At 64.5% G+C, this 20461-nt stretch carries 16 protein-coding genes; 5 read left to right on the top strand and 11 right to left on the bottom strand.

What is annotated here, in order from left to right; genetic code table 11:
- Positions 1-433: 433 nt before the first annotated feature.
- Positions 434-2413: a M23 family metallopeptidase gene (locus FJ425_RS28540; RefSeq protein ID WP_181176092.1), complete on the top strand. Its 1980-nt coding sequence runs from the start codon at positions 434-436 to the stop codon at positions 2411-2413.
- Here the strand turns inward: FJ425_RS28540 and FJ425_RS28535 are convergent.
- Positions 2410-3963, bottom strand: a complete 1554-nt coding sequence (locus FJ425_RS28535; RefSeq protein WP_140727545.1) for an MFS transporter — start codon at positions 3961-3963, stop codon at positions 2410-2412. The genes FJ425_RS28540 and FJ425_RS28535 overlap by 4 nt on opposite strands.
- A 233-nt stretch (positions 3964-4196) precedes the next feature.
- Here FJ425_RS28535 and FJ425_RS28530 point away from each other — a divergent pair, with 233 nt between their 5' ends.
- The gene (locus FJ425_RS28530; protein WP_140727543.1) at positions 4197-4829 is read left to right on the top strand and encodes a TMEM175 family protein; all 633 of its coding nucleotides are present in this window, start codon (positions 4197-4199) and stop codon (positions 4827-4829) included.
- Here the strand turns inward: FJ425_RS28530 and FJ425_RS28525 are convergent.
- The 8 genes from FJ425_RS28525 to FJ425_RS28490 form a co-directional block, all read right to left on the bottom strand.
- The gene (locus FJ425_RS28525) at positions 4803-6341 is read right to left on the bottom strand and encodes a L,D-transpeptidase family protein (protein WP_140727541.1); all 1539 of its coding nucleotides are present in this window, start codon (positions 6339-6341) and stop codon (positions 4803-4805) included. The two genes, FJ425_RS28530 and FJ425_RS28525, sit on opposite strands and share 27 nt — an antisense overlap.
- A gap of 220 nt (positions 6342-6561) precedes the next feature.
- Positions 6562-6942: an MmcQ/YjbR family DNA-binding protein gene (locus tag FJ425_RS28520; protein ID WP_140632760.1), complete on the bottom strand. Its 381-nt coding sequence runs from the start codon at positions 6940-6942 to the stop codon at positions 6562-6564.
- 116 nt (positions 6943-7058) lie between these two features.
- Entirely contained in the window at positions 7059-9665 is a 2607-nt protein-coding gene (clpB, locus tag FJ425_RS28515) for an ATP-dependent chaperone ClpB (protein ID WP_140727539.1), read from the bottom strand.
- A 225-nt stretch (positions 9666-9890) separates the two neighbouring features.
- Entirely contained in the window at positions 9891-10889 is a 999-nt protein-coding gene (locus tag FJ425_RS28510) for a DUF4167 domain-containing protein (RefSeq protein WP_140727548.1), read from the bottom strand.
- A 340-nt stretch (positions 10890-11229) separates the two neighbouring features.
- Entirely contained in the window at positions 11230-12099 is an 870-nt protein-coding gene (gene prmC / locus FJ425_RS28505) for a peptide chain release factor N(5)-glutamine methyltransferase (RefSeq protein WP_140727537.1), read from the bottom strand.
- Positions 12092-13171 carry a peptide chain release factor 1 gene (gene prfA, locus FJ425_RS28500; RefSeq protein ID WP_140727535.1) on the bottom strand — a complete coding sequence of 360 codons (1080 nt, stop codon included), beginning with the start codon at positions 13169-13171 and terminating at the stop codon, positions 12092-12094. The genes prmC and prfA overlap by 8 nt, the downstream gene beginning before the upstream one ends.
- Before the next feature lie 9 nt (positions 13172-13180).
- On the bottom strand, positions 13181-15451 hold the full coding sequence (ptsP, locus tag FJ425_RS28495) for a phosphoenolpyruvate--protein phosphotransferase (RefSeq protein WP_140632771.1): 2271 nt from the start codon (positions 15449-15451) through the stop codon (positions 13181-13183).
- A gap of 83 nt (positions 15452-15534) precedes the next feature.
- On the bottom strand, positions 15535-16788 hold the full coding sequence (locus FJ425_RS28490) for an aspartate kinase (RefSeq protein ID WP_140632774.1): 1254 nt from the start codon (positions 16786-16788) through the stop codon (positions 15535-15537).
- 212 nt (positions 16789-17000) lie between these two features.
- Between FJ425_RS28490 and FJ425_RS28485 the strand changes: the two genes are divergently transcribed.
- Positions 17001-17297: an antibiotic biosynthesis monooxygenase gene (locus FJ425_RS28485; protein WP_140727533.1), complete on the top strand. Its 297-nt coding sequence runs from the start codon at positions 17001-17003 to the stop codon at positions 17295-17297.
- Positions 17298-17327: 30 nt separating this feature from the next.
- On the opposite strand, the gene FJ425_RS28480 is transcribed toward FJ425_RS28485, so the two are convergent.
- Positions 17328-17885 carry a putative glycolipid-binding domain-containing protein gene (locus FJ425_RS28480; protein ID WP_140727531.1) on the bottom strand — a complete coding sequence of 186 codons (558 nt, stop codon included), beginning with the start codon at positions 17883-17885 and terminating at the stop codon, positions 17328-17330.
- Between the two features lie 246 nt (positions 17886-18131).
- Between FJ425_RS28480 and ubiG the strand changes: the two genes are divergently transcribed.
- On the top strand, positions 18132-18881 hold the full coding sequence (ubiG, locus tag FJ425_RS28475) for a bifunctional 2-polyprenyl-6-hydroxyphenol methylase/3-demethylubiquinol 3-O-methyltransferase UbiG (RefSeq protein WP_140632783.1): 750 nt from the start codon (positions 18132-18134) through the stop codon (positions 18879-18881).
- Positions 18882-18937: 56 nt separating this feature from the next.
- Here the strand turns inward: ubiG and FJ425_RS28470 are convergent, their stop codons facing one another.
- Positions 18938-19870, bottom strand: a complete 933-nt coding sequence (locus FJ425_RS28470; protein ID WP_140727529.1) for a DMT family transporter — start codon at positions 19868-19870, stop codon at positions 18938-18940.
- Positions 19871-19969: 99 nt separating this feature from the next.
- Here FJ425_RS28470 and FJ425_RS28465 point away from each other — a divergent pair, with 99 nt between their 5' ends.
- Positions 19970-20455 carry a MarR family transcriptional regulator gene (locus tag FJ425_RS28465; RefSeq protein WP_140727527.1) on the top strand — a complete coding sequence of 162 codons (486 nt, stop codon included), beginning with the start codon at positions 19970-19972 and terminating at the stop codon, positions 20453-20455.
- Positions 20456-20461: the final 6 nt, after the last annotated feature.

Genomic DNA, 20461 nt, shown 5'->3' with positions numbered 1-20461 from the left:
AACAGAGGGCAGACCTAGAAGCAAACTTCTTCGTCGCCAGCGGCGCACCGCCCTCGTTCGTGGGCCGTATATAGTCGGACCTCCCTCGACGCGTCAACACCGATTTCGAACTTTTTTGAATTTTTTGCGACGAATTTTTCGAACCACTTTTTCGATAGCCGACTGCCCTTGCGGCAGCCCCTGGGTTATCCGCGACGAGGCCCTATTGCCGCCGCATTGGGGCGTGAAACCGGCCCATGTAAGGAAGGCGCGCGCGTATATGCGAGGCTCGCCGACGACGGATGACAGGGCGCCCTGCGCAAGGGGGCGCATGATTGGGGATATCGGCCCCGGCCTGCCGCTTCGTTTGACTTCAACCGCCGTGACAGGCAATTGTCATGGCCACAACGACAACGACAAGCCGTTTCGCCTGGGGAAGAAGCAGCCTTTCTGGATGCCAGATACCGAAGAGGTCATAGCCGAACTCGGCAACGAGCCGCCGCTGATCGCGGACGGTCGCAGCGGTCCGCCCGACCGCCGCGAGGTCTCGGCGCGCTGGCTGTCGGGCACCTTTCTCACCGGCGTGACATCGAGCGTGTTGATGGGCGTCGCGTTGTTCGCCGCCCTTGACGGGCGCCAGCAATTGGCGACCCCGCCGGAAATCGCCGAGCTCATCGGTCTTGCCAGCGGCGGCGATGATTCCGGCGAGCAGGCAAAGACCACAAGGCTGGTAGCACCCCGCCAGATCGCCCGGGCGAAGGACCGGCGGCGCATGGAAGTGTCGATGGTCACCAAGGTCGGCGACCGTGACGTTATCCACACCATGCCCTTCGTGCAGATCAAGATGGCCCTGGCCGCCGGCCACACCACCAGCCGCCCTTATCCGCCGTTCGACCCGATGCAGGTGTTCGGCGACGACAGCGACGACAACGCGCAACCGGCAACGGCCGCCGCGGTCGCCGGTCAGATCTACGGCGCCAAGGTCGAAAGCGAGATGAGCCTGAAGACGGTCGATTTCCCGATCGAGACGGCCTCGTTCGACGAAAAAAGCGATCTCTCCGCCGACGAGGTTGAAAGGGTGGTGCGGGACGCCGGCACCGGCTTGAGCGACGGCGCCGTCCAGGTGGCAGCGCTGCACTATATCGATCCGCAGCGGTTCGGCGATGCCTTCGCGGAATCGATGGCCGGCTCCTATGACGTGAAGATCACGCAGGAAAATGTGTCGGTGGCGCCGCGCGCCACGCCGGACGACCAGACGCCTGCCTTCGCCGAGGAAATCATTCCCTTCACCAAGGATACCGATATCGCCGAGGCCTATGCCGATTCGGGCTATACCGGCGACGACGCCACCGGCATGGCGGAGGCGATCGCCAAGCTCTTGAACGCCCCGGCGCTGAAGGCCGGAACAGTGTTGCGCGTTGGACTCGAGGTGCGCGGCGACATCGCCAAGGTCGTGCGCACCAGCGTCTACGACAAGACGACGCACATCGTCACCATAGCGCTCGACGACCGTGGCCAGTATGTGCCGGCGCAGGAGCCGGAGCCCAATCCCGAGCTTTTGACGGCGTTCGACGATTCGCAGCCCGTCGTGGTGCGCGGCAACCTGCCCAATGTCTATGACGGCATCTACCGCACCGCCTATTCCTACGGCATGTCGAAAGCGATGACGCAGAAGCTGATCAAGCTGCTCGCTTCCGACGTGGATTTCCAGTCGCGGCTCTCGCCTTCCGACCGCCTCGAAGTGCTGTTTTCCCAACCCGACGGCGACGACCAGGCCTCCGACGACTCCGAGCTTCTCTACGTCTCGTCGACCTTCGGCGGACAAACGCGCAATTTCTATCGCTTCCAGATGCAGGACGGCAGCGTCGACTATTTCGACGAGAACGGCAGCAGCGCCAAGCAGTTCCTGTTGCGCAATCCGCTGCCCAATGGGCGCTTCACCTCCGGCTTCGGCGCACGCCGGCATCCGATCCTTGGCTACGTCCGGATGCATACCGGCACCGACTGGGCAGCGCCGATCGGCACGCCGATCATCGCCGCCGGCAACGGCGTCGTCGAGAAGGCCGGCTGGGCCGGCGGCTACGGCAAGCAGATCATCATCCGCCACGCCAATGGTTACGAGACCTCCTATAACCACCAGAGCGCTTTCGCCAAAGGCATCGAGGAAGGCGTTCATGTGCGGCAGGGGCAGGTCATCGGCTATCTCGGCCAGACCGGCCTCTCTACCGGCCCGCACCTTCACTACGAACTGATCGTCAACGGCACCAAGGTCGATTCGATGCGCGTGCGCCTGCCGGTCGGCAAGGTTTTGAAGGGCGACGATCTCGTCGCCTTCAAGAAAGAGCGCGAGCGCATCGACGATCTTCTGAAGCAGGAAGACGGCAACGCGCTGAAGGTTGCCAGCGCCAAGACTGATTCGCAGCTCCCGAACTAATCTTGCTCATCGCTTGTCTTTTGCGGCCAGGGCGATGCCTGTCCGGGAACCGTGAACCAGGCGGTGAGTGAAGACAGCACGCAAAGCAGCGCCGTGATCGCTGCGACCGCGGCGAAAGCCGAATCGCTTGCCGCAATCCTGGCCGCTTCGATATTGGCGGCCAGCCCGGAGGCGGGCGGCTCGCCGAAACCGGGCAGCCCGGCGGCATTGCCGGTCATCCGCGCGTAAACCCAAGCCGCCAGCGAGCCCATCGCCGCCACCGCGATCAGGCCGCCGACGCGCGAGACCGCATTGTTGATGCCGGATGCAGCCCCGGTATCCTTGTCCTCGACGGACGTCATGACCGCGGTCGACAGCGGCGACACGACCTGCGCCATGCCAAGTCCCATCAGCGCCATCAGCGGAAAGGTGCCGATCCAGAAATCGTGGATGCCGAAACGGGTGAGCAAGGCAAGGCCGGCGAAGGCGATGGCGACGACCATGCTGCCGCTGGCGATCGGGAAACGCGGACCTATGCGATCCGACCACTGGCCGACCGGTCCGGACAAAAGCGCGATAGACGCCGACAGCGGCACGAAGATGAAGCCGACCTCGGCCTCGCTCAGCCTCCAGCCGGCGATCAACGCCATCGGCAGGTAGAACAAATTGGCCGACAGCGCGAAATAAAGGAAAAACGTTGCCAGATTGGCGCCGGCAAAGGCCCTGATCCGGAACAGGCCGAGATCGATCATCGGGTCGCGCCGCCTGTGCTCGTAAAAGATGAAGACGACAAGCAGGACCACGCCGGCAACGATCGCCGGGCCCGGCATCAACCCTGCGCCTTCGGCATTCATCGCCGTCAACCCGTAGGCGAGCAGGCCGAAGGCAAGCGTCGCCAGCGCCGCGCCGCCAAGGTCGAGGCTGCGTTTTTCGGTCGGCTTGTCGGCCGGCACCTTGGCCAGAAGCAGATAGATCGAGATCAGCCCAAGCGGCAGGTTGATGGCAAAGATCGCGCGCCAGACGCCATTGCCGAAGGTCGAGAGCGCAAGGCCGCCCAGCACGGGACCGAGCGCCGTGGTCAGCGCCGAAGCGGCGGCCCAGATGCCGATCGCCCGGCCGCGCTCCTTCTTCGGATAGGCTTTGGCGATGATGGCAAGGCTCCCCGGCACCATGATCGCCGCACCGATGCCCTGGATGGCGCGGAAGGCGATCAATATAGCCGGATCGGGCGCCAGCGTGCAGGCGAGCGACGCCGCGACGAACAGCGCAATCCCGATCACGAAGGCGCGCCGCAGTCCAAACCGGTCGCCGGCAGCGCCCCCCACCAGGATGAGCGCCGACAACGTCAACGCATAGGCGTTGGAAATCCACTGCGCTTGCGCCAGGCTGGCGCCGAGATCCGCGCGCAGCGCCGGCATGGCGATCGCCAGGACCGAACCGTCGATGAAGCCGAGCGCCGAGGCGAGGATCGCAGCGACCAGCACGAATTTTCGCTGGGTCTGAGGACAAAACGTGCCGTTCGCCCGCGGGGGCGAATGCGAATCGGCAGTGGTTTCATTCGCTGATGACATCGTATCCCTGCTTAGCCCCTCGCGCGGGCGCAACAACAAGCCAGAGCATCGCTGTTCTTGAAACCAGATGACAGAGCATGATGCCGAAAAGTGTGAAGCGGTTTTCGGACGACATCATGCTCTCTCTTTTTGATTCAGGTTGATTCAGGGCCAGATGGCGAGGTGGGCTCAATCCTGATGCAAACCGCCAACGGCGTGCTAGGTTCCACCATCATGCGTGAGAGGGGGAAGCCATGAAGCGGCCGCTCGAACCGTCGGCGGAAGGACGCGGACGCATCGTCGGAGTGACCGACGGCGTTTTCGCCATCGCGCTGACCTTGATCGTGCTGGAGATCAGGGTGCCGTCGCATGAGGCGGTGCATTCGGAAGGCGAATTGCTCGCCGCGATCCTGGCGCTGGGGCCGCGATTCCTGACTTATGCGCTGAGCTTCCTCACGCTCACCATCTTTTGGTTCGGACAGCAGGCACAGCATGGCCTGATCGCGAAATCGGACCGGCGGCTCGCGACGCTCAACCTGTGCTTCCTTGCCTTTATCGCGCTGCTGCCCTTCTCAACCGACCTTCTCGCCGATTTCCTGGCATTCAGGGGCGCGGTACTGGTCTACTGGCTGAACCTGCTGATGCTGGGCGCCACGCTGTACGCAAGCTGGTGGTATGCCGACAGGAACGGCATGATCGCCGAGGACGTCGATGCTGAAACGCGCCGCACCGTCTACAAGCGGATCGTCAAGGCGCAGATCCTGTGGGCGGTCGGCGCGGCGCTTTGCCTGATCACGCCGCTGCTCAGCATAGGCTTCATCCTGCTGGTGCAGCTCATCTATGCCGCGGCGCCGCGCGCCTTACTGCTGCGTAAACTCATCGGTTGAGGTCCCGCCGACATCCGCGATTGTTGATCCGCCGACAAACTCCACGGTGACGCCCGGCGACACCAGTTTGGCAAGCTCGCGTGCATCCCAGTTGGTCAGGCGCACGCAGCCATGGCTCTCGGTTTTGCCAATCTTAGAGGGATCGGGCGTGCCGTGAATACCATAGGTCGGCTTGTCGAGTGCGATCCATACCGATCCGACCGGACCGTTCGGTCCCGGGGGGACGGTCAGGATTTTGTCGTTCTGGCCCTGCTTGAAATTGATGTTCGGATTGTAGGTATAGTTCGGGTCGAGAGCGATGCGCGAGACGGCATGGATGCCGGTGGGCGAGGGCGTGTCGGCCGAGCCGATGGTCGCAGGATAGGCCGCGACCAGCTTGCCGCTCCCATCATAGGCGTAGACTTCCTTGTTGGTCTTGTCGGCGACGATGCGCGCCACCGGCGTCGACACCAGCTTGCCGAAATTGGCGACCTTGATCATCGTGCCCGGGCGATTGAAGTCCACGCCCTTGTTGATCGACTTCAGATAGGTCTCGTCCATATGGAAGCGTTCGGCCAGCGCCTCAGTGACCGAGGTGTAGCACATGCAGTCGAGCTTGGCCTTCTGGCTGTAGTCCTCCGGTATCGAGGCGACGTAAGGGCCGGCCGCGTCTTCCGGCGTGATCGTGTAGGAGGCGAAGGCGTCGCCGCCCGACTGTGCAAGCGCTGCCTGGATGCCGACCGCATCGGTCGATTTCAGATTGGTGCCGTTTATTTCGTTGTAGGCGGCCAGCGCCTTGTCGACATTCGAGCCGAAACGCCCGTCGATCACGCCCGGCGAGGCGCCGCCGCGGTCGAGCAGCACCTGCAGCGCCGCAACGTCCTGGCGCACGCCGAGCGACAGCGACGGATCGACCGTGGCCTTGCCACCAGTGTTCGGCGGCAGTGCCGCCTGGGCATCCGGATTGGTCTGGAGCACTTCGCCCTGGCCCGGCTGCTCCGGATCGACCGACGCCTCGTTCAGCGGCTGGCGCTTGATTGTGTTGGACCTCGGCGCCTCCGGATAAGTGGTGGCATAGCCTTCATCGTTGTTGGGCACCGGCGGATAGGCATCGACGGAATTGTCGTTGAGGTCATATTCGTCGACCGGCGGCGGGATGACCCGGCCATTTTCCTCGAGCTGCCGCCGGCGGAAGCGAGCCATGTCGTCGGGATTGTCGAGATAGTAGCGATCGTCGTCTTCGGCCGGCGCGCGGCCGAGTTCCTGCATGCGCATCTGCCGGCGAAGCGCGCGGCGGTCGAGCCTGCTGCCCGGCGGCTGGATGGCGATGACCTTGCCGGTGTCGGCATCGACCAGCACGCGATTGCCCCTGGCGTCGTAGTAGATATCGATATTGCCGTCCTGGGCCAGCATCAGCGCGCCGCGCTCAGCCGGGCGCGCAGCCTGCGCACCATCCGCGGTCGGCATGGCGAACGCACTGGAAGACACCAGCCCGGCCGCGAGTGCCGAAAGGGAAAAGATCAAGCGCAGCATGGGGGTCAAGCTCTCCGGTCGACTCGGACTTCTGGCGGGCGAACCTTCGTCAGCAAACCAGCTAGCCAAATTAAGATTCCAACATGAACCGGGCATGAAGATGGCGGTTTTCCGGTACCTTGAGGAATATGAGCTCATGCAGGTCCCCAAGAATACGCGGCGGTTCCGGGGGACCGACATGCATCGAAACAAAAGCTAAGACGCATCGACTATATCCGTTTCAGCGCGAGGCGTTTTGGCCTGCGGCAAGCCCCAATTCCTTGCGTGCCTGTCTGGTCAGCTTGAGGACGACCAGGCGATGGCTCTCTCGCAGATAGTCCTCGAGCGCCGCATCATCCATGCTTTGGCTTGTCTGACGCTGGATCCATTTCATGCCGCGCGAGGCGAGATAGGGCGCCGGCCGGCAGCCCGGCTGATCTTTCAGCACGTCATAGGCCATCTCGGAACATTTGAAGGTGACGAAGAGCTCGCCGCCCTCGTTCCAGCCGCCGATGGCGAACACCTTGCCGCCGACCTTCCAGACATGGGCGCCGCCCCACTGAACGACATGCGTCGTGGCGGGCAATGAAGCGCAGAAGCCGTTGTAATCGTCGAGCTTCATGAAGTCCTTCGCGGTCATCCGAATCGGCAGCTGATTATGCGCAATCACTGCGAATAACAAAGCGCGCCGCACCATACGATGCGACGCGCTTCGCGTTCATTCAAGCTCGCCCGAAATCAGGCGGCGGCTTCCGTCGCCACCACGGTCGGCTTCGAGCGGAAATTCAACCGGTCGGAGCCTGCGGTGACCTTGACGGTCGAACCGTCGAGAATCTCGCCGAGCAGGATCTTCTCCGCCAGCGGATCCTGCAGCTCCTTCTGCATCACCCGCTTTAGCGGCCTGGCGCCATAGGCCGGATCGTAGCCCTTCGACGCCAGCCACTCGATGGCGTCGTGATCCAGCGACAGCGCGATCTTGCGGTCGGTAAGCAGGTTCTCCAGCCGCTTGAGCTGGATCTCGACGATGCGGTCCATGTCCAGCCGGCGCAGCCGGTGGAACAGGATCACCTCGTCGACGCGGTTGAGGAACTCCGGCCGGAACGAGGCCTTCACCACGCTCATCACCTCGTCGCGTACGGCGTCGACATCCTGGTCGTCGCTGAGATTGACCAGATACTCGGCGCCAAGATTGGACGTCATGATGATCAGCGTGTTGCGGAAGTCGACCGTGCGGCCCTGGCCGTCGGTCAGCCTTCCGTCGTCGAGCACCTGCAGGAGCACGTTGAACACGTCCGGATGCGCCTTCTCGATCTCGTCGAACAGCACGACCTGATACGGCCGGCGCCGCACCGCTTCGGTCAGCGCGCCGCCTTCCTCATAGCCGACATAGCCGGGAGGCGCGCCGATCAGCCGGGCGACGGAGTGCTTCTCCATGAATTCCGACATGTCGATGCGCACCAGCGCCGTCTCGTCGTCGAACAGGAAGCTGGCCAGCGCCTTGGTGAGCTCGGTCTTGCCGACGCCGGTCGGTCCGAGGAACATGAACGAGCCGATCGGCCGGTTCGGATCCTGCAATCCGGCGCGGGCGCGCCGCACGGCCTTGGACACCGCCTGCACGGCTTCGCCCTGGCCGACGACGCGCTTGCCGATCTCGTCTTCCATGCGCAAGAGCTTCTCACGTTGCCCCTCCAGCATCTTGTCGACCGGAATGCCGGTCCAGCGCGACACGACATGCGCGACATGGTCGGGCGTGACCACCTCTTCCACCATGCCGGTCTTGCCGTCCTGCGCCTCGGCTTCCTTGAGCTTCTTCTCGAGTTCCGGGATCTTGCCGTAGGCAAGCTCGCCGGCGCGCTGGAACTCGCCCTTGCGCTGCGCGATCGCCAGTTCGTTGCGCGTCTCGTCGAGCTGCTTCTTCAGGTCGGCGGCAAGGCCAAGCTTCTGCTTTTCGGCCTGCCACTTGGTGGTCAGCTCGCTCGATTCCTCCTCGATATCGGCGAGCTCCTTCTCCAGCCGGGCAAGCCGGTCCTTCGAGGCCTCGTCCTTCTCGACCTTCAGCGCCTCGCGCTCGATCTTGAGCTGCATGATGCGGCGGTCGATCTCGTCCAGCGCCTCAGGCTTGGAATCGACCTGCATGCGCAGCCTGGACGCCGCCTCGTCGACCAGGTCGATCGCCTTGTCGGGAAGGAAGCGGTCGGCGATGTAGCGGTTGGAAAGTGCGGCCGCCGACACCAGCGCGGAATCGGAGATGCGCACCTTGTGGTGCTGTTCGTATTTCTCCTTCAAGCCGCGCAGGATCGAAACCGTGTCCTCCACCGTCGGCTCGTCGACGAAGACGGGTTGGAAACGGCGGGCAAGCGCGGCATCCTTTTCGACATGCTTGCGGTATTCGTCGAGCGTGGTCGCGCCGACGCAGTGCAATTCGCCGCGCGCCAGCGCGGGCTTCAACAGGTTCGAGGCGTCCATCGCGCCGTCCGCCTTGCCGGCGCCGACCAGCGTGTGCATCTCGTCGATGAACAGGATGATGTTGCCGCTGGCCGAGGTTACCTCGTTGAGCACGGCCTTCAGCCGCTCCTCGAACTCGCCGCGATATTTGGCGCCGGCAATCAGCGCGCCCATGTCGAGCGCCATTAATTGCTTGTCCTTCAGCGATTCCGGCACGTCGCCATTGACGATACGCAGCGCCAGGCCCTCGGCGATCGCCGTTTTGCCGACGCCCGGCTCGCCGATCAGCACGGGATTGTTCTTGGTGCGCCGCGACAGCACCTGGATGGTGCGGCGGATCTCGTCGTCGCGACCGATGACCGGATCGAGCTTGCCGGCGCGGGCGTCGGCAGTGAGGTCGCGCGCGTATTTCTTGAGCGCATCGTAGCCTTGCTCGGCGCTGGCCGAATCGGCGGTGCGGCCCTTGCGGATGTCGTTGATGGCCTGGTTGAGCGCCTGCGCGGTGACGCCTGCCTTGGACAGGATGTCGGCGGTCTTGGCCGACTTCTCCATGACAAGCGCCTGCAGCAGCCGCTCGACGGTGACGAAGCTGTCGCTGGCCTTCTTGGCCAAGTCCTCGGCGGTTGAGAACACCTTGGCGAGCGGCTGCGCGAGGTAAAGCTGGCCGTTGCCGCCTTCGACCTTGGGCATCGCCTCGAGCGCCGTTTCGACGCCGAGCTTGACATCGCGGACATTGCCGCCGGCGCGCTCGATCAAGGATGCGGCGAGGCCCTCGTCATCGTCGACGAGCACCTTCAGTATATGTTCGGGCGTGAATTGCTGGTGGTTGCGCGACAGCGCCATGGTCTGCGCGGACTGGATGAATCCGCGCACGCGCTCCGAGTATTTTTCAAGATTCATTTCGCTGTCTCCTTCCATCACCGGCCCGCTTCGCGGCACCGGATCAGATTGCGGTGACGAACCCGCTCAAAAGAGCCGAGCCCTGTTCAGCACAGATATGGTGTATGGGCCACGGTCCCTCAAGACGCCTTGATGTCGATCAATGCAGAATATTCCCAGGCGCGCATATACAAAAACGGCGGAGATTTCTCTCCGCCGTCAGCGATGCTTGAATTGGCGTCTGGATCAGTTGTTTGCGTCGGCAGCTACAGGCTCGCCGGGAGCTTCGTTGACAACAGGTGCAGGCTCGCTGGCGGCAGGCTCCCTCGCCTGGTTCGCCTCTTCGGCCGGCTTGGCGCCGACCTCGTCGCCACTGTTCGCCGCGTTGCGCGTTTCGCCTGAACTTTCGGGACCGGAACCTTCGGGGCTCGAGCCCTCCGGCCGGTCGCCCTGCCCGCCACCGGCCTGGTCGGCATAGCTGCCGCGGGGACGCCGCGGACGCCGCGGGCGGCGGCCGCCATTGTCCTGGGCGGCTTCGTTGAGCTCGGCCTGTGCGGCAAGGGCCGCCGGCGAGAAACTGTCGAACTGCGGCGCCTGCTCGGCCTGTGAACCAGCCTCGCCGGTCGCCTCGGGCTGCGCCTGTCCCTCATTGCGGCGGTTCTGGTCGAACTGCTGGCCGCCCTGCTCGCCGCGCTGGGCGTTTTCGCCACGCTGACCGTTCTGGCCATACTGGCCGCCGCCGTTGCGGCGGTCACGATGCCGGTCGCGGCCATTGTTGTCGCGCTGGTTGTTGTCGCGGCGGCTGTTGTTGTCGCGGCCGTTTTCCTGGTTGTAGGCGAGTTCCGCCGGCGTGCCTTCGATCACCGGCTGCGGGCCGGAGCCGCTCGCCGTGCCCGGCGCATCGGCGCCGTTGTTGCCGATATTGTCGAACTCCTCGCGATCCTCGTCCATATCGTCGTCGAAATCGTCGCGATTCTGCTGGGCGTTCTGGATCGGCATCTGCGCCTGCGCGGCGGCAATGATGCGATTGTAATGCTCGGCGTGCTGGAGGTAGTTCTCCGCCATAACCCGGTCGCCGGAGCTTTGCGCGTCGCGGGCGAGTGTGGCGTATTTCTCGGCGATCTGTTGAGCCGATCCGCGGATTTTCACGTCCGGGCCGTTGCTTTCGTAGTTGCGGGTCAGGGGGTTCGGCCCCTTGCGGTTGTTGTTGTTGCCACCGCCGCCATTGTTGTTGCGACCGCGCATGCGCCTGTTCTGCTGTTGTGGCCTCATTAGACTCTCTTCATAGTGAATTTTCGAAAAACTCTTCACGAACGGTGGCGCTCATGCAGCCAGCCGCTTCGTCTCTTCACCGGCGTTCGCCCGCATCAATTGCGTTGGCGCCACGTGTCATCCTGTCCCGGTTACATCACTTGCCGGATGATTCCCGCACGAAGCTTGGGCGTCGTTTGCGCAAGAAGGCAGCTATTTCCAAGGAAAACCGAATCGCTGGGAGCACTGCCTGCTTCGTCTCATCCGGTTGAGCCGGACCCTAACTGCATTCCCCGGTATTGCCAAGCGGTTTTTTCGCACTGCATCAGGGCTTTCAACGCTCGAACACCAGAACTCTGTCATTGCCGCCGAGATCGCGATGTGACCCGGTTAACACATAGCCGGCTGCCGCGAATATCCCGGTGACCTCGTTTTTCTGCGTATGGCCGATCTCGACCGCTACCTTGCCTTGCGCTTGCAGAAATTCCGCCGCTTCAGCGGCAATGACCCGATAGGGGTCCAAACCGTCCGCACCACCGTCGAGGGCCCGGTGCGGGTCGAAATCGCGGACCTCGTCCTGCAGATTTCCGATGTCTCGACTGGGTATATAGGGAGGGTTCGAGGCAATTACATGGTAGTGGCCCGAAACTTTTTCGAACCAGTTGGAATGCAAGGCTTTGAAGCGTTCGCCGAGCCCCAGGGCCCGGGCGTTTCCGGCCGCAACCGCCAATGCGCCGAGCGAAATGTCGACGCCCGTCGCGGTGGCCGCCGGAACGGCGCTGAGCAGCGCCAGCGCGATGGCGCCGGTGCCCGTGCCGAGATCGAGAATGCGGCATTCGCCAAGCCTTTCGGCCGTTGCCCGCGCAAAGGGCAGGACGGCGTCAACCAGCGTCTCGGTGTCCGGCCGGGGCTCCAGCGTCTCCGGCGAAAGCGACAGGCGCAAACCGTAGAATTCGCGGTAGCCGAGGATACGGTGCACCGGCTCGCCTGCGACGCGACGCCTCAGGGCCGCTTCGATGGCCGAAAGCGCCGCCGAACCCACCTCTTGTCCCGGTTCGGCGATGGCCTGGGTACGGGTCGTGCCCGAGAAATGCTCGACGATCAGCCGCGAATCGAGCGCCGGATCGTCGATGCCGGCTATGGCCAGACGCTCGCGCGCTGCCCTGAGCAGCGGTCCGAGCGCGGCGGGCAGTCGATCAGCCATCGAGGCTCATATCGGCAAGCAGCTTCGACTGATGGTCGGCGATCAGCGCGCCGACGATCTCGTCCAACTCGCCCATCATCACCCGGTCGAGCTTGTAGAGCGTGAGGTTGATGCGGTGGTCGGTGACACGGCCTTGCGGGAAATTGTAGGTGCGGATGCGCTCCGACCGGTCGCCCGAGCCGACCTGCGATTTTCGCGACGACGAGCGCTCCTCATCCGCGCGGCTGCGCTCGAGATCGTAGAGTCTGGCCCTCAGGATCTGCATGGCGCGCGCCCGGTTCTGGTGCTGCGACTTTTCCGCCTGCACCACCATGATGCCGGTCGGCAAATGGGTGATGCGAACCGCCGAATCGGTGGTGTTGACGTGCTGGCCGCCCGAGCCGGAGGCCCGCATCGTATCGATGCGGATGTCCTCCGCCCGGATTTCGATATCGACCTCCTCGGCCTCGGGCAGCACGGCGACGGTCGCGGCCGAGGTGTGGATGCGCCCGCCGGCCTCGGTTTCCGGCACGCGCTGCACGCGGTGCACGCCGGATTCGAACTTCAGATGCGCAAACACGCCCTTGCCCGACACCGCGGCGATGATTTCCTTGTAGCCGCCGACCTCGCCCTCGCTCGCCGATACCACCTCGAAGCGCCAGCCGCGCGAGGCGGCATAGCGCTCATACATGCGAAAGAGATCGCCGGCGAACAAGGCCGCCTCGTCGCCGCCGGTGCCGGCGCGGATTTCGAGGATGGCGTTCCTCTCGTCGGCCGCATCCTTGGGCAGCAGCAGGATCTGGATGTCCTTCTTCAGCGTCTCGATGCGGCTCTCGACCTCCGGCAGGTCCGCCTCGGCCAGCGCGCGCATATCGGCATCGGTCGCTTTGTCGGCAAGCATCGCCTCGAGATCCGCCTGCTCCTGCTCGGCGGCGCGCAGCGCCCGGATCTTGCCCACCATCTCCTGGATGTCGGCATATTCCGAAGCCATCTTCACATATTGATCGGCGGCGGGTCCGGCCGCCATCTGCGCCTCGAGCATGTCGAAACGCTTGACGACTTGATCCATACGGTCGCGGGGCAGGTTGATCATGATTCAGTGCTATAGCGGAATCGAACGATCGTCTGCAAAGGCCTGCAGCAAGGCTCGCATTGGCAATTTCTGGCTGGGCGCCATCAGATTGTCGTCGAAAAAGGCCTTCAGTTCCTGCAGCGGCAGCTCGGTCAGCATCGCCTTGACCGGGCCGATCGAGGCCGGCGACATCGAGATCGAGCGGAAGCCCAGGCCGATCAGCGCCATGGCCGAGATCGGCTTGCCGGCCAGCTCGCCGCAGAGCGTCACCGGGGTGTCGTTGCGCACGCCGGCATCGGCGATCGTCTTCAGCACCCTCAGAAACGGCGTCGACAGGTTGTCGAAGCGGTCGGCGAGCTGGGTATTGCCGCGATCGACGGCCATGACGAACTGGAAGAGGTCGTTGGAGCCGACAGAAACGAAATCCACCGCCTTCATCAATTCGTCGAGCTGGAACAGCAGCGACGGCACTTCCAGCATCGCGCCGAGCTTGAGGCTGGTGGGCAGGTGATGCGCAAAGCGCGACAGATGCCGGACCTCGCGGTCGATGATCTCGCGCGCCTGCGCGATTTCCGACAGCTCGGTGACCATCGGCAGCATCAGCTTCAGCTCGCGGCCGCCGCTGGCCTTCAGCAGCGCCCGTATCTGCGTCCTGAGCAGGCCGGGACGGTCGAGGGTGAGCCGGATCGCCCGCCAGCCCAGCGCCGGGTTCTCTTCCTGCACCGCGCCCTTGAAATAGGGCAGCACCTTGTCGCCACCGATGTCGATGGTGCGGAAGGTGACCGGTTTGCCGCGCGCCGCCTCGAGCACGTCGCGGTAAAGCCGTTCCTGCGCCTCGGCGCGGGGGAAGGTCGAGGCGACCATGAACTGCAGCTCGGTGCGGAACAGTCCGATGCCGGCGGCGCCCGATTCGGTCAGCTGCGGCAGGTCGACAGCAAGGCCCGCATTCATCAGGAGATCGACCGGAACCCCGTCCTTGGTCAGCGACGGCTTCTTGCGCAGCTCGCGATAGACCTCCTGCCGCCGCGCCCTGAAGCGGACTTTTTCGGCATAGGCGGCTTCCAGGTCGGATTGCGGCCTGAGATGGATGGTGCCTTCTTCGCCGTCAACGATGATGGCGTCGCCGTTTTCCGCCATGGAAACGGCGCCCTTCATTTGTCCGGCGACGGGAATGCCCATGGCGCGCGCGACGATCACGACGTGGCTGGTGGCAGCGCCGTCCTCCAGCACCAGGCCGCGCAGCTTGTCGCGCGGATAGTCGAGCAGCTCGGCCGCGCCCATCGAGCGGGCGACGATGATGGCGTCCTTGGGCAGCGAGGCCGCGACATCTTCCGGACCGCGTCCCATCAACTGGCGCAGCAGCCGGTTGGCGAGGTCGTCGAAATCGCTCATCCGCTCGCGCAGATAAGGGTCGGTCATGTGCAGCATGCGGGCGCGCATGTCGCTCTGCACCTTTTCGACGGCGGCTTCCGCCGTCAGGCCGTTGCGGATCGCCTCTTCCAGCCGCCGCACCCAACCGCTGTCGTTCGCGAACATGCGATAGGCCTCGAGCACCTCGCGGTGCTCGCCCTCGAACGCGACCTCGCGCCGCTCCAGCATGTCGTCGATGGAGAGCCGGAGCGAGCCGAGTGAGGACTGCAGCCGGCGCACCTCCTCCTCGCTGTCCTCGTTGAAGAGGTTGGTGACGACGATGCGCGGCTCGTGCAGCACGACATGGCCGAGCCCGACGCCCTCGTTGAAGGAAAGGCCGGTGAAGCTCACCGGGCGGCGCAGATCGAGCTCCAGCCCCGGCTTGGTCAGGCGGGCGAGATCGCCGGTGGCGATCATCTCGGCGATCACCATCGCCGTCGTTTCCAGCGCCTCGACCTCGTCGTCGCGGTAATGGCGCATGGTCTTGTTCTGCACCACCAGCACGCCCAGCGTGCGCCCTGCCCGCAGCACCGGCACGCCGAGGAAGGAGTTGTAGATCTCTTCGCCCGTCTCCGGCAGGTAGGCGAAAGCCGGATGCTCCTGCGCGTTGGAGAGGTTGAGCGGTCGCGCGCTGGCGGCGATCGTGCCGACCAGGCCCTGCCCGAGCCGCAGCTGCGCCAGGTGGACGGCGTTGGGGTTCAGACCCTCGGTGGCGTAGAGCTCGAGCACCGAATCCGCGCGCAGCACATAGAGCGAGCAGACTTCGGCGACCATGTTGGAGGCGATGTCGCGCACGATGCGGTCGAGCCGCTCCTGCGGCTCCAGCGGCTCCTGCATGAGCTCGCGAAGCCGTTTGAGCAGAACGCGCGGGCCACTGGCCGTATCACGCATCGCGGCTTGTTCTCCAATGGGCATTTCGCCCGCCGCAGTTTCTCCCGCGGCCGGCGCTCACGCAACAACTGACTCAGTTCTTGCTATTGCTTATCGAGCCCGTAGACGGAATGCAAAGTACGAACTGCAAGTTCCGTATAGGGACCGTCGATCAGTATCGAGATTTTGATCTCGGAAGTGGTGATGGCGCGGATGTTGATCGCCTTGTCGGCCAGCGCCTTGAAGGCGGTGGCGGCGACGCCGGCGTGGCTGCGCATGCCGATGCCGATGACCGAGACCTTCGACATGCCGGCTTCCGACTGGACGACATCGTAGCCGACATCGGGTTTCAGCCTCTCCAGCACGGCAAGCGCCTTGTCGACGTCGCCGGACGGCACGGTGAAGGTCATATCGGTGAACTTGCCGTCCTCGGAGATGTTCTGGACGATCATGTCGACATTGATGTTGGCCTCGGCCAGCGGGCCGAAGATGCCGGCGGCAACGCCTGGACGGTCGCCGACGCGGCGCAGCGAAATCTGCGCTTCGTCCTTGGCGTAGGCAATTCCGGTGACGACCTGCTGTTCCACGATCTCTTCCTCGTCGCAAATAAGCGTTCCGGGCGGATTGAGCAAATCCCCCATTCCGGGCGCGTCGGGATCGTCGAAGGACGACCGCACGAAGGTACGCACCCTGTGTACCATGGCAAGCTCGACCGAGCGCACCTGCAGCACCTTGGCGCCGAGCGAAGCCATTTCGAGCATTTCCTCGAACGAAATCTTGGCCAGCCGACGGGCTTTCGGCTCGATACGAGGGTCGGTCGTATAGACGCCGTCGACATCGGTATAGATGTCGCAACGGTCGGCCTTGACGGCAGCGGCGATCGCCACGGCGCTGGTGTCGGAGCCGCCGCGGCCGAGCGTCGCGATGCGGTTGTCCGGGCCGATGCCCTGGAAACCGGCGATGACGGCCACCTGGCCCTCGCCGAAGCGCTTGATCAGGAAGGCGCCGTCGATATCGAGGATGCGCGCCGCACCATGCGCATTGTCGGTCTTGATCGGGATCTGCCAGCCCTGCCAGGATCGTGCATGGATGCCCATGTTCTGCAGCGTGATCGCCAGGAGACCGGCGGTAACCTGCTCGCCCGACGCGACAACCGCGTCATATTCGCGCGCGTCGTGCATGGGCGAGGCCTCGCGGGTCCAGCCGACCAGCTCGTTGGTCTTGCCGGCCATGGCCGAGACCACCACGGCAACCTCGTGGCCGGCATCGACCTCGCGTTTGACATGGCGCGCCACATTGCGGATGCGGGCGATGTCGGCGACCGAGGTTCCGCCGAATTTCATCACGATACGCGCCATGGAAGCGAAATGCCTTTGACTGAAGCCGGCTCGAGCCCGGAACGAGAGGAAACGCCGGGTTTAAGCCCGGCGCCGGAATGCGGCCTCCTTAGCCAAAACAGCAACGCTTCGCAAGCGAGCGCGGCCATGAGCGGCCCGGCACCACCTCTACTGACAGAACCTTGTCGCCGACCATGCCATAAGACTGGCGAAACGGCCCGTTGGAGAGTCTCATGACCGAAACCCTGGAAATCGTCACTTTCCGCCTCAAGCCCGACGCCGAAGCCGGCTTTGTCGCCAGCAACGGCGTCATCACCGACTGGCTTGCCCGGCAGCCGGGCTTCCTCAGCCGGCATCTCGGCCGGCGCGAGGATGGAAGCTGGGTGGATGTGGTGCGCTGGCAGAGCATGGAACAGGCCCAGGCGGCGGCCGACCGCATTATGGCCGAGATCGGCGGCAGCGAAGCCGTGCAGGCGATCGAGCCGGCCAGCGTCGCCATGAACCACGCGACGATCGCGCTGTCGTGTTGATCGCGACATTGCCGGTCGCGCGCTCGCGGCTCAGGCAGCGCTTCGCCACAGGCCGGGATAGTCGAGAACGAAACCGGCCGGCGAGACCGTCAGGACGGCATCGTAGCTGTACACGGGCGCGGCATAAGCATAGCGGCTGTCGTTGAGCCGCCGGTAGGTCTGTTCGAGACGCGAGAGCCTGAGTTCAGGAAAGGCCAGATAGGCGGCCGGCGCCGGCGCCGCCATTCCGGCGCCAAGCTCGAGCCGACGGATCGCCAGAAGGTTGGTGGCGGGCGTGAAGCCGAGATCGACGTCGACGAGGCCGGCAACCTCCGCCTGGCTTGCACCGTTCAGCAGCCACTGGCCGTCGGCAAGACGTTCAATCCGATAATGCATCTCCCGCATGTCGCAAAAGCCGTCGACCCGCGCCCTGCGGGTACGCCAGCTCAGGTCGCAATCCACCTCATAGGCAAGGCCGCACGGACCGGCGTCGTGGACGAAAAGCGCATGGCCCTTGAGGGTCCGGCTGTCATCCGTCTCGCCAAGCAGGCAAGCGTCGTGCCCCTCCAGGTCGAGCCGTTGCCAAAGGATCGAAGCCAGAATTCGCATTTTCGCACACTCCCGTCTCGGTCTGCCGCTCCCTGTCCATGACAGCCTTTCGTTCGCCCATCCGATTTGTTTCGGCAGCGCGGCAACCAAGCTGCCAGGTGCTGACAGAACGCGGCCTGATGCATCGACAAGGTTGGGCCTGCGGGCGGTCTGACGTCAGCAGCAAAAAACCCGCCTTGACATTCCCTCCCCCGCGCCCGACTTCCTAGCGTTCCCCGACTTCTTGGCGTTCGAGGAGACCCGCCTATGCCAGAGCCCCGCCGATCGACCATCGATGCCGGAGAAGTGGAACGCTTCTCCGCCCTTGCCGCCGAATGGTGGAACCCGAATGGCAAGTTCCGTCCGCTGCACAAGTTCAATCCGGTGCGGCTTGCCTATATCCGCGATCAGGTTGCAGCCCGTTTCGGCCGCGATCCGCGCGCGGCGCGGCCCTTCGATGGCCTGCGCTTCCTCGACATCGGTTGCGGGGGCGGTTTGCTGTGCGAGCCGATGGCCAGGCTTGGCGCCGAAGTGGTCGGCGCCGATGCTTCCGCAACCAACATCGAAGTGGCGAAGCTGCATGCGGCGGAGGCCGGCGTCAGCGTCGACTACCGCGCCACCACGGCCGAGGCGCTGGCCGATGCCGGCGAGACCTTCGACGTCATCCTGAACATGGAAGTGGTCGAGCATGTCGCCGATGTCGACCTGTTCGTCGCCAAATGCGGCCAGATGGTCCGCCCCGGCGGCATCATGTTCGTCGCCACCATCAACCGCACGCTGAAGGCGCTCGGCCTTGCCATCATCGGCGCCGAATATCTGCTGCGCTGGCTGCCGCGCGGCACGCATCAGTTCGGCAAGCTGGTCCGTCCGGAGGAGCTTGCGAAGGCGCTGGGCGCCGCCGGGCTCACGGTGGTCGACCGCACCGGCGTCATCTATCATCCGCTGGCCGACCGCTGGCAGAAGTCCAGGGACATGGACGTCAATTACATGGTGCTGGCGGAGAAAGCTTCGGTCTGAACGGCAGCTAGCCGGACCGCCCGCCTCACGCCTCCAGTGGGCGCCGGCAAGGAGGACTAGCTCCGGAACGCCGCCGGCTCGACCCGGACCGGCGCCGGCGCGCCGGCCTGGCTTTGCGCCTTGGTCGTGATGAAAACGCCGACGGTGATGATGGCGGCGCCCAGCCAGGTCAGAAGCTGGTAGTGCTCGCCGAGGAAGATCGTGCCGGCGAACAGGCCGACGGCCGCCGCCACATAGCCGATCTGGCTGAGATAGACCGGCCCGCCGACCGCCTGCAGGCGGAAGAAGAAGGCGAACATCGCCGAGGCCGACGCTACCTGGCCGACGACCACGAGCGGCACGCCGCCGAGCGGAATGAAGGCTTGCCCGCCCAGAAGCGTCAAAATGCCGATGAGGAGCAGCGTGGCCGACGCCAGGTGACTGCCGACCGCCAGCTCGATCGGGCCCGTGCCTTGCGGCCAGTCGACGGTGCGGTAGATGTTGCCGGCGGCAAGGCTGACCGGGATGAGCAGCCCGATCGCCACCCAGAAATAATCGGCCGGCTGCCCTGCCTCGCCGCGCGTCAGCGCGACCATCGCCGCGCCGACAAAGCCGACGGCGATGCCGATGACCCCGAGCAGATTGGGGCGCCTGACACCGAGCACGATCGAGAACACCAGCGTGATCACCGGCGACAGGGTGAACATGATGCCGGTGTAGCCGGCGCCGAGATGCGGGATGGCCGAGAACATCAAAAGATTGGGAATGGCGTAGGAAATCGCCGCGGTGACGAAGAAATAGCGCAGCTTGTGCGGCGTCAGCCGGATGCGTTCGCCGCGCAGCAGAAGCGCCAGAAACAGCACGCCGCCTGCGCCCAGCGAGATGACGAAGGCCCAGACCATGGCCGGCACCCCGGCGGCGGTGGCGAGCTTGCCGAACGGCAGCGTCATGCCCAGCAGGCCGCCCGTCACGACCAGAAGCCAAATCGCTGAATCCCAGAGAAATCTCATTGGTTCGTCCTGTCGCTGCGAGACCGCTTGGCGGCCAGTTCTTCCTGCAGTAAGATAATGCAAAGATTCTTTATGTCAAGATACTTTGCGGTGAGTAATATGGATCGAGCGGGCAGGGCCATGGAGCAGTGGCGACGGGAGCGACCGGACCTTGACGTGTCGCCGATGGGCGTCATCGGGCGGCTGAACGAGGTCTCGGCGCTCATCGCCCGCGACCGGCTCGCGCCGGTCTTCGCCCGCTTCGGGCTGCAGTCCGGCGAATTCGATGTCCTGGCGACATTGCGCCGTTCCGGCGCGCCCTACGCGCTGACGCCGACCGAGCTTTACGAGGCGACGATGGTGACGTCGGGCGCCATGACCGCACGCCTCGACCGGCTGGAGAAGGCCGGCCTGATCCAGCGCGCGCCGCACCCCAGCGACCGACGTGGCGTGGTTGTGCAATTGACCGGGAAAGGGCTCGATCTCATCAACGAAGCGCTTGCCGCCCACGTCGCCAACGAGCATGAAATCCTCGCCGGCCTGACACGCGAGGACCGGGAAGTGCTGGCGAAAGTGCTGGAAAAACTGATCGGAAGCTTGAGCTAGTCCCTG

Source organism: Mesorhizobium sp. B2-7-2, from assembly GCF_006440775.1.
GTDB lineage: Bacteria > Pseudomonadota > Alphaproteobacteria > Rhizobiales > Rhizobiaceae > Mesorhizobium.
This window is presented reverse-complemented; position numbering and strand designations above follow the sequence as displayed.

Coding starts and splice junctions, on each gene's coding strand:
- FJ425_RS28535 (WP_140727545.1), bottom strand. CDS start 3,963: ATGTCATCAGCGAATGAAACCACTGCCGATTCGCATTCGCCCCCGCGG.
- FJ425_RS28480 (WP_140727531.1), bottom strand. CDS start 17,885: ATGCGAATTCTGGCTTCGATCCTTTGGCAACGGCTCGACCTGGAGGGG.
- FJ425_RS28470 (WP_140727529.1), bottom strand. CDS start 19,870: ATGAGATTTCTCTGGGATTCAGCGATTTGGCTTCTGGTCGTGACGGGC.
- ubiG (WP_140632783.1), top strand. CDS start 18,132: ATGCCAGAGCCCCGCCGATCGACCATCGATGCCGGAGAAGTGGAACGC.
- FJ425_RS28520 (WP_140632760.1), bottom strand. CDS start 6,942: ATGAAGCTCGACGATTACAACGGCTTCTGCGCTTCATTGCCCGCCACG.
- FJ425_RS28465 (WP_140727527.1), top strand. CDS start 19,970: ATGGATCGAGCGGGCAGGGCCATGGAGCAGTGGCGACGGGAGCGACCG.
- FJ425_RS28485 (WP_140727533.1), top strand. CDS start 17,001: ATGACCGAAACCCTGGAAATCGTCACTTTCCGCCTCAAGCCCGACGCC.
- prmC (WP_140727537.1), bottom strand. CDS start 12,099: ATGGCTGATCGACTGCCCGCCGCGCTCGGACCGCTGCTCAGGGCAGCG.
- FJ425_RS28525 (WP_140727541.1), bottom strand. CDS start 6,341: ATGCTGCGCTTGATCTTTTCCCTTTCGGCACTCGCGGCCGGGCTGGTG.
- ptsP (WP_140632771.1), bottom strand. CDS start 15,451: ATGCGTGATACGGCCAGTGGCCCGCGCGTTCTGCTCAAACGGCTTCGC.
- FJ425_RS28510 (WP_140727548.1), bottom strand. CDS start 10,889: ATGCGCGGTCGCAACAACAATGGCGGCGGTGGCAACAACAACAACCGC.
- FJ425_RS28490 (WP_140632774.1), bottom strand. CDS start 16,788: ATGGCGCGTATCGTGATGAAATTCGGCGGAACCTCGGTCGCCGACATC.
- prfA (WP_140727535.1), bottom strand. CDS start 13,171: ATGATCAACCTGCCCCGCGACCGTATGGATCAAGTCGTCAAGCGTTTC.
- clpB (WP_140727539.1), bottom strand. CDS start 9,665: ATGAATCTTGAAAAATACTCGGAGCGCGTGCGCGGATTCATCCAGTCC.
- FJ425_RS28530 (WP_140727543.1), top strand. CDS start 4,197: ATGAAGCGGCCGCTCGAACCGTCGGCGGAAGGACGCGGACGCATCGTC.
- FJ425_RS28540 (WP_181176092.1), top strand. CDS start 434: ATGCCAGATACCGAAGAGGTCATAGCCGAACTCGGCAACGAGCCGCCG.